Origin of the sequence: Thermosynechococcus sp. PP555 (assembly GCF_031583225.1) — a bacterium.
Lineage (GTDB): Bacteria > Cyanobacteriota > Cyanobacteriia > Thermosynechococcales > Thermosynechococcaceae > Thermosynechococcus.
The window spans coordinates 589,966-610,246 of sequence record NZ_CP134168.1 but is presented as its reverse complement, the minus strand read 5'-3'; the positions used below and the strand labels follow the sequence as shown (position 1 = coordinate 610,246).

The 20,281-nt window shown below is 54.4% G+C and carries 19 protein-coding genes and 1 tRNA gene; 13 read left to right on the top strand and 7 right to left on the bottom strand.

The window, feature by feature from the left end:
- Positions 1–148: 148 nt before the first annotated feature.
- The 5 genes from RHH27_RS02805 to RHH27_RS02785 all read left to right on the top strand — a co-directional run bounded on the left by RHH27_RS02805 (position 149) and on the right by RHH27_RS02785 (position 4,006).
- Entirely contained in the window at positions 149–3,178 is a 3,030-nt protein-coding gene (locus RHH27_RS02805; RefSeq protein ID WP_302678792.1) for a CHASE2 domain-containing protein, read from the top strand.
- Between the two features lie 139 nt (positions 3,179–3,317).
- Positions 3,318–3,572: a cytochrome b559 subunit alpha gene (gene psbE, locus RHH27_RS02800; RefSeq protein ID WP_149820457.1), complete on the top strand. Its 255-nt coding sequence runs from the start codon at positions 3,318–3,320 to the stop codon at positions 3,570–3,572.
- Between the two features lie 7 nt (positions 3,573–3,579).
- Positions 3,580–3,717, top strand: a complete 138-nt coding sequence (psbF, locus tag RHH27_RS02795) for a cytochrome b559 subunit beta (protein ID WP_099798824.1) — start codon at positions 3,580–3,582, stop codon at positions 3,715–3,717.
- Positions 3,718–3,729: 12 nt separating this feature from the next.
- Positions 3,730–3,843: a photosystem II reaction center protein L gene (locus RHH27_RS02790; protein WP_149820459.1), complete on the top strand. Its 114-nt coding sequence runs from the start codon at positions 3,730–3,732 to the stop codon at positions 3,841–3,843.
- A gap of 43 nt (positions 3,844–3,886) precedes the next feature.
- Positions 3,887–4,006 (top strand): photosystem II reaction center protein J, encoded by a 120-nt coding sequence (locus tag RHH27_RS02785; protein WP_099798822.1) that lies wholly within the window; start codon positions 3,887–3,889, stop codon positions 4,004–4,006.
- Here the strand turns inward: RHH27_RS02785 and RHH27_RS02780 are convergent.
- Entirely contained in the window at positions 4,003–4,899 is an 897-nt protein-coding gene (locus RHH27_RS02780; RefSeq protein ID WP_310744066.1) for a sugar ABC transporter permease, read from the bottom strand. The two genes, RHH27_RS02785 and RHH27_RS02780, sit on opposite strands and share 4 nt — an antisense overlap.
- 73 nt (positions 4,900–4,972) lie before the next feature.
- On the opposite strand from RHH27_RS02780, the gene RHH27_RS02775 reads away from it, so the two are divergent.
- The 4 genes from RHH27_RS02775 to RHH27_RS02760 all read left to right on the top strand — a co-directional run bounded on the left by RHH27_RS02775 (position 4,973) and on the right by RHH27_RS02760 (position 9,937).
- Complete coding sequence (locus RHH27_RS02775) at positions 4,973–6,007, top strand: ribose-phosphate pyrophosphokinase (RefSeq protein WP_315862898.1); 1,035 nt, start codon at positions 4,973–4,975, stop codon at positions 6,005–6,007.
- A 45-nt stretch (positions 6,008–6,052) separates the two neighbouring features.
- Positions 6,053–7,609 carry a bifunctional phosphoribosylaminoimidazolecarboxamide formyltransferase/IMP cyclohydrolase gene (gene purH, locus RHH27_RS02770; RefSeq protein WP_206200975.1) on the top strand — a complete coding sequence of 519 codons (1,557 nt, stop codon included), beginning with the start codon at positions 6,053–6,055 and terminating at the stop codon, positions 7,607–7,609.
- A gap of 9 nt (positions 7,610–7,618) precedes the next feature.
- Positions 7,619–8,713 (top strand): metallophosphoesterase, encoded by a 1,095-nt coding sequence (locus RHH27_RS02765; protein WP_302677288.1) that lies wholly within the window; start codon positions 7,619–7,621, stop codon positions 8,711–8,713.
- Between the two features lie 84 nt (positions 8,714–8,797).
- The gene (locus RHH27_RS02760) at positions 8,798–9,937 is read left to right on the top strand and encodes an AI-2E family transporter (RefSeq protein ID WP_399373157.1); all 1,140 of its coding nucleotides are present in this window, start codon (positions 8,798–8,800) and stop codon (positions 9,935–9,937) included.
- A 1,252-nt stretch (positions 9,938–11,189) separates the two neighbouring features.
- On the opposite strand, the gene apcD is transcribed toward RHH27_RS02760, so the two are convergent.
- A complete protein-coding gene (gene apcD, locus RHH27_RS02750; RefSeq protein ID WP_190278062.1) occupies positions 11,190–11,675 on the bottom strand; it encodes an allophycocyanin subunit alpha-B in 486 nt (161 codons plus the stop codon).
- A 197-nt stretch (positions 11,676–11,872) separates the two neighbouring features.
- Between apcD and serS the strand changes: the two genes are divergently transcribed.
- From serS to RHH27_RS02735, 3 genes are all read left to right on the top strand, one after another.
- Positions 11,873–13,165 (top strand): serine--tRNA ligase, encoded by a 1,293-nt coding sequence (serS, locus tag RHH27_RS02745; protein ID WP_206200972.1) that lies wholly within the window; start codon positions 11,873–11,875, stop codon positions 13,163–13,165.
- On the top strand, positions 13,162–14,505 hold the full coding sequence (murF, locus tag RHH27_RS02740) for a UDP-N-acetylmuramoyl-tripeptide--D-alanyl-D-alanine ligase (protein ID WP_302678788.1): 1,344 nt from the start codon (positions 13,162–13,164) through the stop codon (positions 14,503–14,505). The genes serS and murF overlap by 4 nt, the downstream gene beginning before the upstream one ends.
- Positions 14,506–14,553: 48 nt before the next feature.
- Positions 14,554–14,625: transfer RNA gene (locus RHH27_RS02735), tRNA-Asn, on the top strand.
- A gap of 343 nt (positions 14,626–14,968) precedes the next feature.
- On the opposite strand, the gene RHH27_RS02730 is transcribed toward RHH27_RS02735, so the two are convergent.
- Together RHH27_RS02730 and RHH27_RS02725 are read right to left on the bottom strand one after the other, a co-directional pair.
- A complete protein-coding gene (locus RHH27_RS02730) occupies positions 14,969–15,877 on the bottom strand; it encodes a MoxR family ATPase (protein ID WP_302677284.1) in 909 nt (302 codons plus the stop codon).
- On the bottom strand, positions 15,870–16,793 hold the full coding sequence (locus tag RHH27_RS02725; protein WP_302678787.1) for a bifunctional riboflavin kinase/FAD synthetase: 924 nt from the start codon (positions 16,791–16,793) through the stop codon (positions 15,870–15,872). Before RHH27_RS02725 ends, RHH27_RS02730 begins: the two co-directional genes overlap by 8 nt.
- 365 nt (positions 16,794–17,158) lie before the next feature.
- On the opposite strand from RHH27_RS02725, the gene RHH27_RS02720 reads away from it, so the two are divergent.
- On the top strand, positions 17,159–18,508 hold the full coding sequence (locus RHH27_RS02720; RefSeq protein ID WP_302678786.1) for an ArsB/NhaD family transporter: 1,350 nt from the start codon (positions 17,159–17,161) through the stop codon (positions 18,506–18,508).
- 17 nt (positions 18,509–18,525) lie between these two features.
- Here RHH27_RS02720 and RHH27_RS02715 read toward each other — a convergent pair whose 3' ends face one another.
- Genes RHH27_RS02715 through RHH27_RS02705 form a run of 3 tightly spaced genes read right to left on the bottom strand, consistent with a single transcriptional unit; the run spans position 18,526 to position 20,278 of the window.
- Positions 18,526–18,771 (bottom strand): 2Fe-2S iron-sulfur cluster binding domain-containing protein, encoded by a 246-nt coding sequence (locus tag RHH27_RS02715; protein ID WP_302677281.1) that lies wholly within the window; start codon positions 18,769–18,771, stop codon positions 18,526–18,528.
- Entirely contained in the window at positions 18,768–19,763 is a 996-nt protein-coding gene (locus RHH27_RS02710; protein ID WP_206200967.1) for an aspartate carbamoyltransferase catalytic subunit, read from the bottom strand. The genes RHH27_RS02715 and RHH27_RS02710 overlap by 4 nt, the downstream gene beginning before the upstream one ends.
- On the bottom strand, positions 19,760–20,278 hold the full coding sequence (locus RHH27_RS02705; RefSeq protein WP_149820490.1) for a phosphoribosyltransferase: 519 nt from the start codon (positions 20,276–20,278) through the stop codon (positions 19,760–19,762). Before RHH27_RS02705 ends, RHH27_RS02710 begins: the two co-directional genes overlap by 4 nt.
- Positions 20,279–20,281 lie beyond the last annotated feature (3 nt).

The following is a 20,281-nucleotide window of genomic DNA, read 5'->3' as shown; positions in this document are numbered from 1 at the left end:
CATGTTGCCCTCTAGCGTGGGCAGGATGTTAAAAGTTGTCCTCGTAAATTTGCCGATCGCCCGTGGTGTAGGTCAGGATAGAAGCGAAACTCCTTTTAGAATCCTTCTAGAATCCTTCAGCGTCAGTGGAACAACCGCAGATTGTGCCATGACCCCTGTCTCCATCCCTGATTATCTTAAACGCGCTCTACCGGCGGCCATTGCCACGGCGATCGCCACGGTGGGTGTCCTTGCGCTGCGAGTGGGGGGCCTGCTCGAACCGTTGGAATTAAGAGCCTATGACCAATGGCTGCGCTGGCGATCGACACCGGCCACGTCCCAGCGACTGCTGATTGTTGAAATTACCGAGGCTGATATTCAAACCCTCAAGCAGTACCCCATTCCCGACGAGGTGCTCATTCAAGCTGTCAATGAATTGCAGGAGCACCAACCCAAGGTCATTGGCATTGACATTTTTCGCGATTTTCCGGTGCCCGATCGCTTCAAGCTGCCAAGCGATGTGCTGCCCTCCCTCGGACGGGTGATGATGACCCAGCCCAACACCGTTATTGTCTGTAAAGTGGGGGGCGAAACAGATCCCGGAATTGCCCCACCCGCTGGACTGCTCAATGATCAGGTGGGATTTGCAGACATTCCCATTGATGAGGATGGTGTGGTGCGGCGGGCGATTTTGGCAACTCAACCCGAAGCCAGCGATCGCTGCTCTACCCCTCAATCTTTCGCTTTAGCTTTGGCGCGTCTTTTTTTAGGGGTGAATCCCCAAGCAGTGACTCAGAACCGCCTTGACTTGGGAACGGCTCGCTTTCAAGCCTTAACCAGTAACTGGGGAGGCTACAGCCACTTAGATGCAGCCGGGTTTCAAATCCTGATCAACTACGCCCGCCCAACCCAGCCCTATGAAACCGTGACCCTGAGCGAGGTGCTCAAGGGGCAAGTCTTGCCCTCTAAGGTGCGCGATCGCGCCGTCCTCATTGGCCTCACTGGCAGTAGTAGTAACGATAAGTTTTTGATTCCAATGACACTGCCGGGGCAAACCAACCGCCTGACCCCCGGTGTTGTGGTTCAAGCAGCGATCCTTGAAGATTTGCTAGCAGCGGCTCTCGATAACCGTTCTCCTATGGGTACATGGCCGCAGGGGGCGATCGCCCTTTGGATTCTGGCTTGGTCTGGCCTTGGTGCCCTGATCATCGCCAAGGGACAGCGCTGGGTGATTGTGCCGCTGCTGGTTGCTGGGGGACTGGGTCTCAGTGGCCTGACATTCCTCCTCTTTTTACAGGGGAGTTGGATTCCGCTGGTGGCACCTCTGGTTGGCTTTGGCAGTGCGGCGGTTTTGATGCTGGGCTATCGTGCCTTCAGTCCTGCAGAATCCACCCCTACCCCCTCTACACCGACGGCTGTTCCCAGTGGCTGCTCAGCAACTCCCTTGGAGTTCATGACTGAAGGCATCAGTCAATCAACCACACCTGAATCAGCCCCCATTCTGGAAATCCCCGAAACCTCGCCAACAGAAGTCTCTCGCCTAGAGACGGATGCCAATGCAACGGTGCTGCAACCGGAAACAGCAATTTCCTTTACCCCCATCGAACCTACCCCACCCCCTAGAGATCAACCCCACACCGCACCTACCCTCCTCACCTCCGTCGTTGATCAAATTCCCCCCACAGAGATCCGCGAGACACCACCACAATCCATCACTGAGCGGGAAACCTTCTTAGTGGTTCACCCTGAGGATGCTGCCACTGCCGCCACCGAATTGCCAGAAACTCCCACAACTGCTCCTGAACCTACCCATATTGATCTTCCTGAAACCCAGAGGGTGGTTCCTACCCCGCAGCCAACAGTTCCCTCAGAGATCCCCTCGACACTGCGCCCTGATTTACCAGAAACCCAACTGACGGTTCCCGAAGCCTTAACAACGATGCCAGAGACCCCTAGCATCCCTACTGTTGATTTACCCGAAACGCAACTCACCCTACCTGAGCCACTAACGACCCCAGAACCGACCTCGACGCCCTCAACCCAATTTGCAACCAGTGTGGACTTGCCTGAAACGCAACTATCCATTCCTGAGACGGCACCGGACATCACCTCAACTCCACCCACCCAATTTACAACCAGCGCAGATTTGCCCGAAACCCAATTGTCAATCCCAGCCACCCCCAAGGGAGACCTACCAGCAACCCAGCCATCCAACCCTGACCCCTTAACCGCGGCGCCTGTGGATCCCACCCAGCGGCCAGAGGTGATTCCCACCACGACAGTCCCCTCGCCGCCACCCCCAACGACAGAAACGCAAACACCGAGCGGCACCCAACCCAAAACCACCGTCATTTCTGACATCAGCGAAAAAGCCAGTGAACCCTTACCACAAACTGTGGGGGGACGCTACCGTGTCCTCAGTCAACTCGGCGAAGGGGGATTTGGGCGCACGTTCTTGGCTGCGGATTTACATCTGCCAGATCATCCGATCTGCGTGGTCAAGCAGTTGGTGCCCTCCCGTAAGGATGAACGTTTTTTGGCCATTGCCCGTCGCCTCTTTCAGCGGGAAGCAAAAACCTTAGCCCAATTGGGTCAACACGAGCGTATCCCTCGATTACTGGCTTACTTTGAAGAGGGGGGATATTTCTATCTCACCCAAGAGTATGTGGATGGGGAATCCCTCAAGGAGGAGTTTGAAAAGAAAATTACCCTCTCCCAAGCCGAAGCCCTCACCATTCTCAAGAGCATTCTGGAAATTTTGCAGTATGTGCATCAGTTTGGGGTGGTGCATCGCGACATTAAGCCTGCCAATATCATGCGCCGCCGCAGTGATCAACAACTGTTTTTGATTGACTTTGGGGCGGTACGCCATGTCCAGCCCGAGGAGTTGCTCCAGCACGGCAAATATACGATCTCAATTGGTACCCGTGGGTATGCCCCTAGCGAGCAAATGGCAGGACGACCGGTGATTGCCAGTGATATTTACTCTTTGGGTATGGTTATTGTTGAAGGTCTGACGGGGCTCGCCCCGATGGATTTGCCCTCTGATCGCAACACGGGTGATATGATTTGGCAGCCGGGACGGCATCTTTCGCCGCAGTTTGTTGCCATTATCAATAAAATGATCAAGTATAACTTTCGCGATCGCTACCAGAGTGCTGCAGAGGTGCTCACCGATTTGACCAAGGCTGGACTTTAGGCCTATAGACCCAAGTTTTAGCGCTGTAGAGGGGGTTCGCAGTTCTTATTTATGCGGCTCAATCGTTGTGAAAAAAGGCTGTATGATAGATAGTACCGTTTCCTTTTTTTAACATTAGACACTTTGGAGGCATCGCAACGTGGCTGGAACGACAGGAGAACGACCATTTTCCGACATTATTACCAGTGTCCGTTATTGGGTGATTCATAGCATCACCATTCCGGCGTTGTTCATTGCTGGCTGGCTCTTTGTCAGCACCGGTTTGGCCTATGATGTGTTTGGCACACCACGCCCCGATAGCTACTATGCTCAGGAACAGCGGTCGATTCCTCTGGTGACCGATCGCTTTCAAGCTAAACAACAAGTTGAAACCTTCTTAGAACAGGTGAAGTAGGATTGCCATGACCAGTAATACCCCCAATCAAGAACCCGTTTCTTACCCGATTTTTACGGTCCGCTGGTTGGCCGTTCACACGCTTGCTGTGCCCACGATTTTCTTCCTCGGGGCGATCGCGGCTATGCAGTTTATCCAACGTTAGGAAGGTGCAGCCATGGAACCGAATCCCAATCGTCAGCCGGTCGAACTGAATCGCACATCCCTGTACCTAGGGTTGTTGCTGATCTTCGTCCTTGCGTTGCTCTTTTCAAGCTACTTCTTTAACTAAATTCTTCTCTATAACTGAATCTGCTTAGGAGGAATTGATCATGTTGTCTGAAGGCGGACGCATTCCCCTGTGGGTTGTGGCCACGGTGGCTGGCATGGGGGTCATTGTGATTGTCGGGCTGTTCTTCTACGGTGCTTACGCTGGTCTTGGCTCCTCTCTCTAAAGATTGGGGTCTTGGCGCGTACGCAATTGTAGCCAGATCAGTCCTAGGGTGACTCCCAAAAGAACCGTTGCTGCGGCAGCGGCATAGCCAAAGTCAAATAACGCAAACGCCTGTTGGTAAATATAAAATACCAGCAGGTTTGTTGTATCTAAGGGGCCGCCACCGGTCACCACATAGACCTGTTCAAAACTGCGCAATGTGAAAATCGTTGTTGTGACAAACACCAAAATTAAGGTGGGTCGCAGCCCCGGCAGCGTAATGTAGCGAAACTGTTGCCAAGCATTGGCGCCATCGAGCAGTGCCGCTTCATAGCGATCGCGAGGAATGGTTTGCAACCCCGCCAAAAAGACCACTAAATTAAACCCCAACTGCTTCCAGCTACTGAGCAAAATTAGCACTGGCATTGCCCAAGTGGGATCACTCAGCCAAGCAATCGGCTGCCCCCCTAAGGTTTGCACCAGTTGATTCACCGGGCCATCGGTTTGAAACAGCCAACGAAACCCTAAACCCACCGCCACAATCGAGGTCATTGTTGGCAAAAAGTAGGCCGTGCGCAGCAGATCCCGTCCCCTGATCCCTTGGTTGAGACCCACCGCCAAGAGTAAGGGCAGCACAATCGTGGGGAGCACCGTTGCCCCTGTGAAATAAATGGTATTGCCAATCACCTGCCAAAAGTCTGGACTCAGGAGCAATTGCTGATAATTTTGCAGCCCAACCCAACGCACCCCTTCTTGACTAAAACTCCCCGTCGTAAAACTAAGATAGACAAGGTACAAAATCGGCAAAAAAACAAAAATTGTCAGAAACAAAAGTGCGGGTAAAAGGAATAACCAAGCGACTCCTATCGGTGACAAAAAAACATCCCCCAATCGTGGGAGTTGCGATCGCGCCATTGGCAAAGCTGATGACCTCAAAATTCATCTTTCTATAAATTCAATCCTAGGGTAGTGGCTCCCAAAATTGGAAATGATAAGATCAAAATCAAAATGCACGCCATCTTGGGGAGATGCTGTGATTCACACTGCGCCATTGCCCACGACTACCCCCTCTCACATTTCTGATCATAATCGTCTAAAGCTGTTTTCGGGTTCTGCCAACACTGCCCTTGCTCAGGAAATTGCCCGCTACCTCGGTATTGATCTCGGCCCAATGGTGCGCAAGCGATTTGCTGATGGCGAGCTGTATGTGCAGATTCAAGAATCCATTCGCGGTTGTGATGTCTATCTGATCCAGCCCTGTTGCCGACCCGTCAATGACCACCTGATGGAACTGCTGATCATGGTGGATGCCTGCCGCCGCGCTTCAGCCCGCCAAGTGACTGCGGTGATTCCCTACTATGGCTATGCCCGTGCCGATCGCAAGACCGCTGGCCGCGAGTCCATTACCGCTAAACTAGTAGCCAACCTGATTACTCAAGCGGGAGCGAGTCGCGTTCTGGCCATGGATCTGCACTCAGCGCAAATTCAAGGCTATTTTGACATTCCCGTGGATCATGTCTATGGTTCACCCGTGCTCCTTGACTACCTGCGCAGCAAAAATCTTGAGGATATTGTGGTGGTGTCCCCCGACGTGGGTGGGGTGGCTCGTGCCCGTGCCTTTGCCAATAAGCTTGATGATGCGCCCCTAGCCATTATTGATAAACGACGCCAAGCCCACAATGTGGCTGAAGTGATGAACGTGGTGGGGGATGTTAAGGGCAAGACAGCGGTGCTCGTGGATGACATGATTGATACGGCCGGCACGATTTTAGAAGGAGCACGGTTACTGCGGCGGGAAGGTGCCAAGGAAGTCTATGCCTGTGCCACCCATGCGGTTTTTTCACCGCCAGCGATCGAGCGACTCCAAGGAGGCGATTTTGAAGAGGTGATTGTTACCAACACGATTCCTGTACCGGAGACGCAACGCTTTCCCCAACTCACGGTGCTGTCGGTGGCGAGTATTCTCGGCGAAACCATTTGGCGCATCCATGAAGATAGCTCTGTGAGCAGTATGTTCCGCTAAAACCGCTAAAATAGGTGTTCTTAGTCGCCTAGGAGGATTGCAGGCATGGGGCGAATGGCCTTACTCAGCACCAGCAATAAGCAGGGACTGGTGGCGTTGGCTACGGCCTTGGTGCAGGAGTTTGGCTTTACGCTCCTGAGTAGTGGTGGCACCGCAAAGACCTTACAGGCAGCGGGGATTCCCGTGACAACGGTCTCGGAGTACACAGGGGCACCGGAAATCCTTGGTGGGCGGGTCAAGACCCTGCATCCCAAAATTCACGGCGGTATTTTGGCACGGCGCGATCGCCCCGAAGACGCGGCTGATCTGCAAGCCCAAGGGATTCATCCGATTGATCTGGTGGTTGTCAATCTCTATCCCTTTGCCGAAACAATTGCCCAGCCCAACGTGACCCTTGCCGAGGCGATCGAGCAAATTGATATTGGTGGGCCGACGCTGATTCGCGCTGCTGCCAAAAACCATGCCCATGTGACAGTATTGGTGGATCCCAGCCAGTATGAAACTTACCTTCAGGAATTACGATTACACGGGGAAGCTCAACCTGCTTTTCGCCTTGCCTGTGCCCAGCGGGCGTTTGCGCTGACGGCCAGTTACGATCAGGCGATCGCCGAGTATCTCCAAGAAATCACGTCCCCTGGTACTGAACCAGAAATTCTGCCGCCGGTCTTCCACCTGACGGGGCAGCAAAAACAAGTCTTGCGCTATGGCGAAAATCCCCATCAACGGGCTGCTTGGTACATCAGTGGGGCACACCCCAGTGGTTGGGCAGCCGCCGACCTGCTTCAGGGCAAAGAACTTAGCTACAACAACCTGCTAGATCTAGAAGCGGCACGGGCAGTGATCAGTGAATTTTTAGGGGAGGGTGCCCCCGCTGCCGTCATTATTAAACACACCAATCCCTGTGGCGTGGCTGAGGGCAAAACCCTTGTGGAAGCCTACGAACGTGCCTTTGCAGCCGACAGTGTTTCTGCCTTTGGCGGCATTGTTGCCCTGAATCGCCCCTTGGATGTGGCCACCGCTGAAGCCTTCACCCGTACCTTTTTAGAGTGTGTGGTGGCTCCCGCCTGTGAGGAAGCAGCGCTACCGATCCTGAAAACCAAACCCAAGATGCGGGTTCTCACCTTACCTGAGTTGCAGACGGCTCCCACGACGGCGATTCAAACCATTGCTGGCGGATTTCTTGTCCAAGATATTCACCCCGTCCCCATTGATCCAGAGGCGTGGCAAGTGGTCACCGCCACCGCACCCAGTCCAGAGTTGATGGCAGAACTGATCTTTGCTTGGAAAGTGGTGAAACACGTTAAGTCCAATGCCATTGTGGTCAGTCGCGATCGCCAAACCCGCGGCATTGGCGCCGGTCAAATGAATCGGGTGGGTGCTGTACACATTGCCCTCAGGGAGGCCGGTGAGGCTGCCCGCGGCGCTGTACTGGCCAGTGATGGCTTTTTCCCCTTTGCCGATTCTGTGCAAGCCGCTGCCCTTGCTGGTATTGCGGCGATTATTCAACCGGGGGGCAGTTTGCGGGATAATGAGTCTATCCAAGCAGCCAATGAAGCGGGAATTGCCATGGTCTTTACCAACCGGCGACACTTCCGCCACTAGGAAATAGCGATGGCGGTGCGGCTCGGTATTATCAGTGATCCCCACATTGCTCTGCCGGAGACGATTCCGACGGATCATCCCCCCATTTTTCTCTATGAAGTGAGTATTCCTGCTTTTGAAGCAGCCGTCACTCATCTTCTTGATCTGGGTATTGATGCTTTGTTGATGCCCGGTGACCTGACACGGGATGGCGAAGTCGTTAACCACCGCTGGCTCAGTCACTATCTGCAAACCCTGCCCATTCCCTGCTATGTGATTCCGGGGAATCACGATGTGCCTCTGCCGCTAGGAGATCACAAGCGTATTGGTTGGGCTGACTTTCCCCAGTGGTATCCCCATGCGGGCTATGGCAAGGGCGCCAAGCATTACTATCAAACCCTGCTTGCAGACAACCTACAACTGATTGCCCTGAATTCCAACCAATTTAGCCCGACAGGTCAGCAGATGGGGGCAGTCGATCAAGGACAACTGGCATGGTTGGCGGCTCTATTGGCAAAACCTTTTGCCGGACTGCGCCTTGTAATGATTCACCACAATGTCCTTGAGCATTGGCCACAACAGAGCCAAAGTCCAATGGGGCAGCGCTACCTCTTGGAGAATCGGGTGGAACTCCTCAACCTCCTGCGATCGGCGGGGGTGGCCTTGGTCTTAACCGGACATCTTCATGTCCAAGACATTGCCTATGAGCAGGGGCTGTTTGATCTAACGACGGGTTCCCTCGTCAGCTATCCCCATCCCTATCGCCGGCTCATTTTGCAGCAACATCCCCAAGGGGGCTGGCAAGTGGATGTGGAATCCTACCGCATTGAATCTCTGAAGACCTATCCCACCTTGAGTGATCTCTCCCGCCAATGGATGCTGCAGCGGGGTGCGGGGTTTATGGTGCGCTTTCTCACCTTACCGCCCTTTAATTTATCGGAAACTGAGGCCCAGCCCCTCGCCCAAGCCCTATCGTCCCTCTGGCCAGAAATTGCCCAAGGAGATACCCAAGTCACACTACCGACCCTACCCGAACCCTTGGCCGCCTACTTTGCCCAGTTTAACCACAGAGCACCAGCGGAGTATCCCCAGCTGCGGGACAACAATACGGTCTTTGTCATTTAGCACCTCGCAATTCCTTTGGTTGGGATGGTAGAGTCCCAAAACCTGCTCTAATAGGGGGTTGAGGCACGAATTGGACGCAAAGTAGTGACGTTTGGTCAGTGGATTGGCTTGCTGGTACTGGGGGTGTGTCTCTACATCCTCTGGGAAATTCGCCAAGTGTTACTCTTGGTCTTTTTGGCGGTGGTCTTGGCAACGGCACTCAACTGGCTGCAATTGCGACTCCAGAGCTGGGGACTACAACGAGGCCGGGCGATCGCCATCAGTATTAGCTTGACTTTCCTGATCATCTTTGGTTTCTTTTGGATGATCATTCCCCCCTTTTTGCAGGAAGCGCAGCAACTGGGTGTATTGATTCCCAAGGGGTTAGGACGGGTGGAAGCATGGCTGGATGAGATGGCTTACCTTTTGCCAAGTAGCAGCTTTGATGATACCCCTGTCATTAATCGGCTGATTACCCAGTTAGAGCCATTCCTTGAGCAAATCTTTAATAACTTCCTTGCCCTCTTTTCCAATACACTGGCGGTCTTACTAAATACGCTGTTGGTCTTGGTGCTGACGGTGATGCTAGTGATTGATCCTCAGTCCTACCGTTGGGGATTCATTCGCCTCTTTCCAGCGTTTTATCGGTCTCGCATTGACACGATTCTCACCGAAAGTGAACAGGCGCTCTTGGCATGGCTGGCGGGCACAGGCTTGAATATGCTGGTCATTGGTGTGGTCAGTGGCATTGCTCTTGCGCTACTGGGGGTGCGGTTGGTCTTGGCCAATGCTTTCCTGGCCGGTCTGCTGGAGGCGATTCCCAATATTGGCCCTGCCCTGAGTGTGATTCCGCCGATGATCATTGCTTTTATTGACAATCCGTGGCGGGCGGTGGCCGTTCTCATTGCCTACATTGTGATTCAACAGTTGGAGCAATACCTGCTGGTGCCCGTCGTCATGGCCAAACAGGTGGCTCTACTGCCCGCTGTGACGCTGGTGTCACAAATTGTTTTTGCCATTTTCTTTGGCTTTCTGGGCTTACTGCTGGCACTGCCTCTGGTGATTGTGGGTCAAATTTGGTTTACAGAAATTGTGCTCAAGGACATTCTCGATCGCTGGCAGCCCAGCCCGCCACCTGCAGGGTCAAATCCACCAATTTTGCCGCTGCCCCCGCCGCCCCCACCTGCTGCCGCAAATCCTGCCGCATCTGATGCAATTTCTGAGGATGGCTCAATAGAGACTTAATCTGATCAGCAACCACCGCCGGCTCAATCGGACCCACCAGTTCTGGTACAATTTCTCTGCCTGCCCAGATATTCGGCCACGCCTTGTAGCCGAGACCCTGTTTCACTAAGTCCCAATCCATCTCTGGCGATCGCCACAACTGCCAAAATCGCCGCCAGCCCAATCCCTTGGCCACCAGTGCCCAAAACACCAATGCCGTCCACTGTCGCCCGATCGCTGGCAAGCCCACCAGCAACCCGGCTAACCCATCCCAAGGGTGAGCCCGCTGTACCCGCAGTTGTTGAGCCGGCAAAAGAACAATCATCGGCACATTCAAGGCGGCCAGTTCAGCGGTATTGGCGCCAACGGTTGTCACACAGAGGGCAACCTGCCGCAGCAGGGGATAGTTGGGTAACTGCTGCCAGAGATAGACCTTCGTACCCCTCGGCGTCTCCAGATAGGGTAGCCCCTCACTGGGTTGGATGAGTGTCGCCGTCGTGCCCTCAACGTGCTTGAGTTCGGGGTTAAAGCGGGGATCGGCGTAGCAACTGAGGGTCTTGAGCGTCAGGGTGGGTGCCACGGGAATCACACACTGAATCGGGGGATGAGCAGCAGCTAAATGGTCGGCGATCGCCAGCGAAAGGGGCACCCCCAGCTTGAGCTTATTGGGCTTGGAACCCACCATCAGACCCACAAGGGGAGCATCTGAAGCAACGCCTAACTGTTGGCGCACATCAGGCAGGGAATCGAGGGCAAGGGCTTGCACATCGGTCATCAGATCCCCCACCACCGCCACCTTAGCTCTTGTTTTGCCCACGGGGAGCGGACGCCGCAACCCAATGCCCTCCACCCACCCTTGCCAGCGTGCCTGCCACTCACAGTAGAGCACACAGCGATAGCCCAGACGCTTGGCCAACAGCACCGCAAAGAGTTGATCGCCCCCCAAGAAGACCACAACCCCTTGGGCAAACCAATCCCAATTACTACGGGTGGTCTTTGTGCGCAGGAGGTGCCAGAACTCTGCCGCGGGCAGCACCCGATCCACCCCCGCATAGCGGCGCGCAATCCCCGCCTCCTGACCACTGGCATGGGGACAGGGAACAATGACCACTGAAACCCGCAGCCCCTCTCTGACCTGTTGCCGCAGCGTTGTTACAAAGGGATACACCCAAGTAGCCAGTTCACCGGGGCCATTGCTGACAACCACAATTTCAAGGGGAGATGTCATGGGTTATGTTCCCCTTGAATGCAAAATTGGCTGCCGTCAGTCTCCCTAAGACATTTCTTGAATAATGTAGTCAAAGTAGGGTGCCGCCACTTCAGCATCTTCAGTGCTTAGCAGTGCCAAGGAGGCGTCCTTGAGGCAACGAATGGCTTCTGCCATCCCTGTCATTGGCACACCAAGGGAGTTGTACATTTCCCGCACCCCAATAATACCCGTGCGCTCAATGGGGTCTTTGTCACCCGCGAGGATGCCATAGGTAATCAGGCGCATGTACCAGCCATAGTCACGCAGACAGAGGGCACGCTGTTTCTGGCCGTAGGCATTGCCCCCGGGTGAGATGAAGTCAGGCCGCTTCTGCCACAGTTGTTTGCTGGCTTGCTCAACAATGCGTTTCTCATTTTCGGCCAGTGTCGTGGCAATGCGGAGGCGTTGCTCACCCGTTTGGAAAAAGTCACTAATCGTCTGGAGTTCGCCCGTGGTGGGGTAGCGCAATTCATCGTCCGCTTTAAGAAGAACCTGACTAATGACACTCATATTGCTAACACCGCTTAATACATCCCTCATTTTAGAGGACGGCGACCCCTTGTTGACGCCACTCCTGATCAAAATCTCGACGGTTGATAGAGGAATTTAGCGGTGTCGATGGCAAACCACAGCAAGACAGCCCCCTAGAGCCAATCTGCTCCCTTGGTGATAGGATCAATGCGGTTTGCACTGGTTTTCGTTCACCTGTGATTGATCTCAAACAACTGCGAGAAAATCCCCAAGCCTTTGGCGATCGCCTGCGGCGGCGCGGCGGTGACTTTGACCTTGACCGCATTTTAGAGTTGGATGCGCAACAGCGTCAGCTGGAACAACAGCGATCGCACCTCCAAGCCCGCAGTAACGAAATTGGTGCCCTCGTTGGCAAAAAGATCAAGTCCGGCGTTGCCGCCACTGACCCCGAAATTCAAGCCCTCAAGGCCGAGGCCAACGATCTCAAGCAGCAACTCAGTGATCTTGAACCCCAAGAACGGCAACTTAAGGAAGAATTGGAACGCCTGCTGCTAACGATTCCCAACCCCCCCAGTGAGACCACCCCCATTGGCCGCGATGAAACCGAAAACGTTGAGGTACGCCGCTGGGGTGAGGAGTATAAACCGAGCCAGCCTTGTCAGCCCCACTGGGACATTGCGACTCAATTGGGACTCTGGGATGTGGAGCGATCGGTGAAAGTAGCGCAGAGTCGCTTTGTTACCCTCTTGGGCATGGGGGCTGCCCTTGAGCGAGCCTTGATCCAATTTATGCTTGATACGCACCGCGATCGCGGCTATGTGGAGGTCTTGCCGCCGTTGCTAGTCAATAGTGTCTCGCTGACGGGAACGGGGCAGTTACCCAAGTTTGCCGAGGAAAGTTTTCGCTGTGCCGATGATGATCTCTGGCTGATTCCGACAGCGGAAGTGCCGGTGACGAATCTCTACCGCGATGAAATTTTAGCTGCCGATCAATTGCCCATTTACCACTGTGCCTACACCCCCTGTTTTCGCCGTGAAGCGGGGAGCTATGGCAAAGATACACGTGGCCTGATTCGCCTACACCAATTCAACAAAGTGGAGTTGGTCAAGTTTGTTCACCCGGAAACCTCTGCCGCTGAACATGAAGCCCTTGTGGCCGATGCCGAGTATATTCTCCAAGCCCTGAAGTTGCCCTATCGAGTGATTGAACTGTGTACTGGCGATTTGGGCTTTGGCGCCATGAAGTGCTACGACTTAGAGGTGTGGCTGCCCGCTGCCGGCTGTTACCGCGAAATTTCCAGTTGCTCGAACTTTGGCGATTTCCAAGCGCGGCGTGCCAAGATTCGCTTCAAAGCTGCCAAGCAAAAAGGGACACAGTTTGTCCACACCCTCAATGGCTCTGGCCTAGCCGTTGGACGAACCATGGCAGCCATTCTCGAAAACTACCAACAACCCGATGGGACGGTGCGGGTACCAGCGGTGCTGCAACCTTACTTGAAGTGTAGCCACATTGGCGGGGCAAAATCGTGAACACCACCCTCGGGGCGATCGCCCAAGCTTTGGGGTTAGATACAACTCATCCAGATCTGCCAATCACAGGCATTTCCACTGACTCCCGCCAAATCGCAACTGGCAATCTCTTTGTTGCTCTGCGGGGGGAAACCTTTGATGGCCATCAATTTGTCGATCTGGCCGCCGCCGCCGGCGCGATCGCCCTAATTGTCGAGGTGCCGGTGTCTTCTGCTCTGCCGCAACTTCAGGTAGCCAATACCCTGAGTGCCTATCAACGCTTGGGACAGTGGTGGCGGCAGCAATGTCCAGCCAAAGTCATTGCCGTCACTGGCTCCGTGGGCAAAACCACCACCAAGGAAATGATTGCCGCTGTTCTGAGTCACTATGGCGCCGTCCTCAAAACCGAAGCCAACTTCAATAACGAGATTGGCGTGCCCAAAACCCTTTTACAACTGGAACCCCACCACCAATTTGCCGTGATTGAAATGGGGATGCGGGCGCGCGGTGAAATTGCCCTTTTGAGCCAGATTGCCCAACCGGATGTTGCCGTGATTACCAATGTTGGTACTGCCCATATTGGCCGCCTCGGTTCCCGCGAAGCCATTGCCCAAGCCAAATGCGAACTGCTTGCCGAAATGCCCCAAGGGGGAACAGCCGTGCTCAATGCCGATAGCCCCCTACTTTTGCCGACAGCGGCGCAGGTCTGGTCAGGGCCCACAATTACCTATGGCCTTGAGGGGGGCACCCTACGGGGAATCTATCAACCGCCCCAAACCCTCCACGTGGCTGGACGCACCTACACCGTTCCCCTTGCGGGGGCACACCATGCCTTGAACTTTCTGGCTGCCCTTGGGGTGCTGCAAGCCTTGGACTTAAAGAGCGATCGCCTGCCCCGACAGTTGACGTTAGAATTGCCCAGTGGTCGGGGCGGTCGCTATCACCTCGAACCCGATATTTGGCTACTCGATGAAACCTACAATGCAGGCTTGGAATCGATGGTCGCCGCCTTGCACCTGTTGCGATCGCTCCCCGGTCAGCGGCATCTGGCAGTTCTTGGCCCCATGCGGGAACTGGGGGACTTTGCGGTTGCCTTCCATGAGCAGGTGGGAGCCACGGTTGCCCAATTAGACCTCGATGGCCTTTTAATTCTCGATAAGGGCGATGAGGGAGCAGCTCTTGCGCGGGGGGCAGGGCGCGTTCCCAGTCAGCAATTTGCTTCCCATGAAGAATTGGTGGCCTATTTGCTGCAGCATTTACAGCCGGGCGATCGCCTCCTCTTTAAGGCCTCCCATGCCGTTGCCTTGGATCGCGTAGTGAATGAACTGCGGCAGCGCTGGCCAAAACTTCAGTCCGGTTGAGACTTGCCAAGAGCGGTGAACTACGCTACATTAAAAAATCGTCAATATTCCTCAGTAGCTCAGCGGTAGAGCGGTCGGCTGTTAACCGATTGGTCGCTGGTTCGAATCCAGCCTGGGGAGTTTAATAACTTGAGCCACGATAGCGACGGCGGCGCTGCCCATCATGCCCATATCTAACAGCAGCAATTGGGACAATGCTAGGCCAGCCGTCTCCATGCCCTCTAGCACAGCAAGGATGTCAGCATCAAGGTTTTCCCAGATGACCGTAAGGTTTTGACTGCTGAGGATGTTGTGCCAAATTTCTCCCTGCCGTTGGAGGGCTTGTGTCATGAGTATCGTTGTCATCAATGCCTAAATCCTTCGACGGTTGCGAGGGCGATCGCGATGTTAAAAAGACTTAACACTACAATGACAGGTTGGCGATCGCAGAAATGTTCATAGAGAACAGTCGCGCCAACTCTCCCTAGGGAACGGCTACCGTTTCCAACAATTCTGCCACACAGGCCCGCCCTGAGCGCCCTGCTGCTGTAATCAGACGATGAGCTAGAACATGGGGCGCCAATTGCTTGACATCATCGGGGAGGACATAGTCACGGCCATTGAGAAAGGCCAAGGCCTGAGCTGTGCGCTGGAGCATCACGGTACCGCGAGGACTCACCCCCAAGGTAATGCGATCGCTCTCGCGGCTCGCCCGCACAAGGGCAAGAATGTACTTTTGCAACACTGAATCTACCCGCACCTGTAGCACCTGCTGCCGCAACTGTTGGATCTCCGCCAAGCTGAGGCACGGTTCCAGTTGATTGACATCTAAGCCCCCCTGCACCCGTTGCAGCATTTGTAGTTCCTCTTCCTCGGTGGGGTAGCCCAAGCTAAAACACAGGGCAAAGCGATCCAACTGGGCTTCGGGCAGCGGAAAGGTGCCTTGGTATTCCACGGGGTTTTGGGTGGCAATGACAAAAAAGGGCTGGGGCAGGGGGTAGGTGACGCCATCAATGGTGACTTGGTACTCCTCCATGACCTCTAGGAGTGCCGATTGGGTGCGGGGTGTGGCGCGGTTAATTTCATCCGCCAGCAGGATATTGCAGAAGACAGGACCTGGGCGAAACTCAAACTCCGCTGTTTTGGGATTCCAGATATTGGTGCCCGATAAGTCCGTGGGTAGGAGATCGGGTGTGGCTTGGATGCGCTGAAAGGTACCCGCCAGCGATCGCGCCAAGGCCTTGGCCAAGAGGGTTTTTCCCACCCCCGGTACATCCTCCAGCAAAACGTGTCCCCCCGCCAGCAACCCCACTAGCATGAGTTCAATGGCGGCTTCTTTGCCCACCATGACCTGTCCAAGGTTATTGACCAGTCGCTGTAGGGGTTCACGCATAGGAGACCACTCGTTCAAGAAGATCAGCCGCTACTTGGCAATCGGCAGCAATTTGCGCCTGTAGGGCAGCCAAACTGGGAAACCGTACCTCTGGGCGAATAAAGGCCTCTAAATGAAGTGTGATCTCTTGATTGTAAAGATTCCCCTGCCAGTTGAATAGATGCACCTCTGTGGTCACTTGCCGACCCGTCACCGTCGGTCGCATCCCAACATTCACCACCCCCAATTGCTCAGTCGCAAACGCTGCCCCCGTAACGCGGCAAGCATAAACGCCGTGGCGAGGCAATAATTTGTCTGGGGGGAGGGCTAGATTGGCGGTGGGAAATCCCAACTGCCGTCCCAACTGTTCCCCTTGAATCACGGTGCCGCTCAATTGGTAGGGGCGTCCCAAAAGCTCCCGTGCCAAGCCCACATCTCCCTCGGCGAGGGCGGCCCTTACTGCTGAGCTACTGACGCGATCGCTCCCCCGACAATAGGGGGGCACAATATGCACTGGAATACCAAAGGCAGCACAGAGGGTGCGCAAATCCGCCGCTGTCCCCGATCGCCCACGGCCAAAGCCAAAATTAAAACCCACACTCAATACCTTGGCCTGCAACTGCTGTACCAAAATCTGCTCAACAAACTCCAAGGGCGACAGTTGGGCAAGAGCATGGGTAAAGGGCAGGACAATCACCTGCTCAATGCCATAGTGGTTCAAAAGGGCACGTTTTTCCGCCTCTGGGGTCAGCAGCAGGCGCTCTTCTCCCGTAAAAAATGCCTGCGGGTGGGGCGAAAACGTAATCACTGACCGGTAACAGTCGGGAGGCGCTGCTTCAACAAGCGTACGGATAACCTCTTGGTGCCCTCGATGGACACCGTCAAAATTGCCAAGGGCGATCGCCGTAGGAGTTTGCAAGGGTAGGCCGCTATTCAATTGACACAGGAAACATTTTGACACATTTAACCGCGGCGCAACAGTCTGGGAAAGTTTTTATTAAGATTTTCTATTCACTTCATAGAAGGACTTCTCTTGAATCCTCTAAGAGGCCTATGCTAGGTTGAGTACCAATTTATCTTTTTTTGCCTCATCTGAGCGTTTGCGGCGTAGATTCGGAGGAATTAACTAATAGGGAGCGCGTTCTCAACCGCGAAGGCAGACTAATAAATCCTCGTCCGGCAGCTAACCTTGTCGGGATTTAGTTGGAGACTGGCTGTTTTTCACAACTGCTCAGTGTTCCAAGGATGCAGTTTCGTGGTGTTGACCGAATTTTTGACTTTAGAACTCTTTTAGGAATCTCAATGCTGATTGAACACTGGCATGCATTCGCTGCTGGCACCATTTTTCTGGGGGTGATCCTGCTGATCATCACCGAGTGGATCAACATCACGGTTGCTGCCTTTTTGGGTGCGATTCTTCTTGTCTTTCTCAACATTATGACCCTTGGGGAGGCCATTAGCTACATTGGCCGCAGTCATGGCACCCTTGCCCTCTTTTTCGGCGTCATGGTTCTGGTGCGAGCCTTTGAACCCACTAAGGTGTTCGAGTATCTGGCCACCCAAATGGTTCTGCTTGCCCGCGGTCAGGGAAAACGCCTGCTGCTGGGGATCGTGGCTCTGACAACCCCCATCTGTGCCGTACTGCCCAATGCCACAACAGTGATGCTCCTTGCCCCCCTGTTGCCCCCCATGGCGGCTGAAGTGGGGGTGGACTTTGTCCCCCTGATTATCTTGATGGTGATTGTCTCCAATAGCGCTGGCTTGCTGACCCTTGTCGGGGATCCAGCGACTTATATTGTCGGGGATGCCATTAATCTCAGCTTTGCCGATTATCTCCTGCGTCTCAGCTTGGGGGGTGTACTGGCGATCGCTGTCATTGTTTTTTGTCTGCCGGTTCTCTTTCGCCGCATTTGGCGCAAAGAACTCAACTCCCTTGATCACTTGCCCCACCCCAAAATTAATCATCCCCGCACCCTAGCGGTGGGTTGTGTGATCATCGTCTTTGTCTTGACCTTCTTTGTTATTGGCGATGGCATGGTCGTCAAAGTGTCTCCCCCTGCGGTCGCTTTAATGGGGGCTGCCCTTGCACTCCTTTTATCCCATCAAAGCAAAATCGATACGGTGACCCACATTCTGCGGGATGTGGACTGGGCCACCCTGATCTTTTTTATGAGCATTTTTGTCTTGATCGGTGGCCTAGAAAAAACCGGCATCATTGGTCAACTCTCCCACCTCCTCGCCATTCTCATTGGCCAAAATATCTTTTTTGGCTCCCTGCTGCTCTTATTTGCGATTGGCATTCTCTCTAGCGTCATTTCCAATATCCCCCTTGTGGTGGCGATGGTGCCACTGCTGAAAAAATACCTTGTCGATGTGGGTCTAGCAGGTTCAGAAATTCTCCACCCTGGTTATGGGGGTGATTTGCCCCCCCAGGTGCTGCCCCTGTTCTATGCCATGATGCTAGGGGCAACGTTGGGCGGCAATGCCACGCTGGTGGGCGCCTCTGCCAACATTGTTGGTGCCGGGATTGCGGAACTCCATGGCCGCCGGATTAGCTTCAAAACCTTCCTGCGTTATGGGGTACCGATTACGGCCTTGCAGTTGGGGGTTTCAGCACTCTTTCTAACTGTGCGCTTTCTCATTTGGCGCTAAGGGTTTGATTCCTGTGATCACCACGTGGGATCTCGAAAGACATAGGCAGTAATCTGGGTACCATCCTCGCCATCGCCCGCAATCGTAGAAATACAGGCGCGAATTTCCTCGCCATCCTCCAATTCCAACGTACAGGCACCACAACTGCCCATGCAACAACCCGTGGGAATGTCGACCCCAGCGCGCGCTGCAACGCTCAGCCAACTTTCCCCCACTTCGGCCTCAACGGAAACCTGATCCGGCACAAAGGTGACCTTAATCATGGCCTGCCTCCATGATACGTTCCCATCAAATACAGTAACGCCATCCGTACCGCTACCCCACTGGTCACCTGCTGATTCACTAAACTAAACTGCGGATCATCCAGCAATGCCGAACTCAATTCCACGCCGCGATTCACCGGTCCCGGATGCAAAACCCGCACCTCCGGTCGGCATAGGCGCAGCCGTTCATGGGTGATACCAAACTGCTGATGGTACTCCCGCAAACTGGGAATCAGGTGCTGATCCATGCGTTCCCGTTGCAGGCGCAGCGTCATCACAATATCGGCATCAGCAAGGGCAGGTTCCAGTGTCCAGTGGAGCGTTGCTCCATAGTCTGCAAATTCTGGCGGCAAGAGGGTGGGGGGGCCGGCCAAATGCACGTCAGCACCGGCCGTTTTCAGGCTGTAGAGGTTCGATCGCGCCACACGGGAATGGCGAATATCCCCGACAATGGCAATTTTCTTCCCCTGCAACAGGGCACAGCGGGGCTGACGCGGATCGTAGAGTTGACAAAGGGTAAACAAATCTAGCAGGGCTTGGGAGGGATGCTCGTGCAAGCCATCACCGGCATTGAGAACCGCCACCTGAGCGCCAAGGCGATCCATTTCTGCCGCAATCGTATGGGGCACCCCCGACTGCTGATGGCGAATCACCATGAACTCTGCCCCCATCGCCCACAGGGTCTTAGCGGTATCGAGGATCGTTTCCCCTTTACTCAGGGCCGAGGTACCGGGCGAAAAGTTGAGAATATCCGCAGAAAGACGTTTGGCCGCCAGTTCAAAGCTATTGCGGGTGCGCGTCGAGCTTTCAAAGAAAAGATTAGCAACCACCCGCGCTTGCAGGGTGGGGACTTTTTTGGTGCGACGATTCAGGACTTCCTGAAAACTGAGCGCTGTTTGCAGCACAATATCTAGTTCCGCCACCGTAAAGTCTTGCAGGGAGAGGACGTGGCGACGCTGCCATTGGAGGGGGGGAGTGAGGGTAGGCGTCATGGACAGGGGGTTAGGGTTTGAGCAAGATCAGCCGCTGTCAGTTGTTCGTAGCGTTCAAAGGGTTGATGGATCCACGGATTTTCCGGCAGGTAATGAACATAGTAGTCCGGACGAATACAAGAGGCCGCTTTGTACCAGAGAACGGCAGTGCGCACTTCCTCCACCGCAAAGCCATATTTGACCTCTAGCCAGCGCAGGGTTTTCTGCAAGGAAAGGCCAGAATCTACCAAATCATCCACTAAGAGGACATGACTGCCAAGGGTAGCGGTGGTCATGGTTAAATCTCGCGCAAAGGTGATGCGACCCCGCTCTTGGTTATTGACACCGCCATAGGAGGACACCGCCAGAATCGCGAGGGGTTGATTAAACAAGCGGCTGAGAATGTCCCCTACCCGCAGCCCCCCCTTGGCCAAGCAGAGGATTTGATTGAACTGCCATCCCGATTCATAGATAGCGATCGCCAACTGTTCAATGGTGCGATGATACTCGTCCCAATCCACGTACAGATCTGCCATGGT

Bases quoted from the DNA above. Each gene is read 5' to 3' on its own strand.
- RHH27_RS02805 (WP_302678792.1), top strand. From the start codon at position 149: ATGACCCCTGTCTCCATCCCTGATTATCTTAAACGCGCTCTACCGGCG.
- RHH27_RS02710 (WP_206200967.1), bottom strand. From the start codon at position 19,763: ATGACGCCTACCCTCACTCCCCCCCTCCAATGGCAGCGTCGCCACGTC.
- RHH27_RS02720 (WP_302678786.1), top strand. From the start codon at position 17,159: ATGCTGATTGAACACTGGCATGCATTCGCTGCTGGCACCATTTTTCTG.
- apcD (WP_190278062.1), bottom strand. From the start codon at position 11,675: ATGAGTGTCATTAGTCAGGTTCTTCTTAAAGCGGACGATGAATTGCGC.
- RHH27_RS02715 (WP_302677281.1), bottom strand. From the start codon at position 18,771: ATGATTAAGGTCACCTTTGTGCCGGATCAGGTTTCCGTTGAGGCCGAA.
- purH (WP_206200975.1), top strand. From the start codon at position 6,053: ATGGGGCGAATGGCCTTACTCAGCACCAGCAATAAGCAGGGACTGGTG.
- RHH27_RS02780 (WP_310744066.1), bottom strand. From the start codon at position 4,899: ATGGCGCGATCGCAACTCCCACGATTGGGGGATGTTTTTTTGTCACCG.
- RHH27_RS02705 (WP_149820490.1), bottom strand. From the start codon at position 20,278: ATGGCAGATCTGTACGTGGATTGGGACGAGTATCATCGCACCATTGAA.
- RHH27_RS02730 (WP_302677284.1), bottom strand. From the start codon at position 15,877: ATGCGTGAACCCCTACAGCGACTGGTCAATAACCTTGGACAGGTCATG.
- psbF (WP_099798824.1), top strand. From the start codon at position 3,580: ATGACCAGTAATACCCCCAATCAAGAACCCGTTTCTTACCCGATTTTT.
- RHH27_RS02765 (WP_302677288.1), top strand. From the start codon at position 7,619: ATGGCGGTGCGGCTCGGTATTATCAGTGATCCCCACATTGCTCTGCCG.
- RHH27_RS02790 (WP_149820459.1), top strand. From the start codon at position 3,730: ATGGAACCGAATCCCAATCGTCAGCCGGTCGAACTGAATCGCACATCC.
- RHH27_RS02775 (WP_315862898.1), top strand. From the start codon at position 4,973: ATGATAAGATCAAAATCAAAATGCACGCCATCTTGGGGAGATGCTGTG.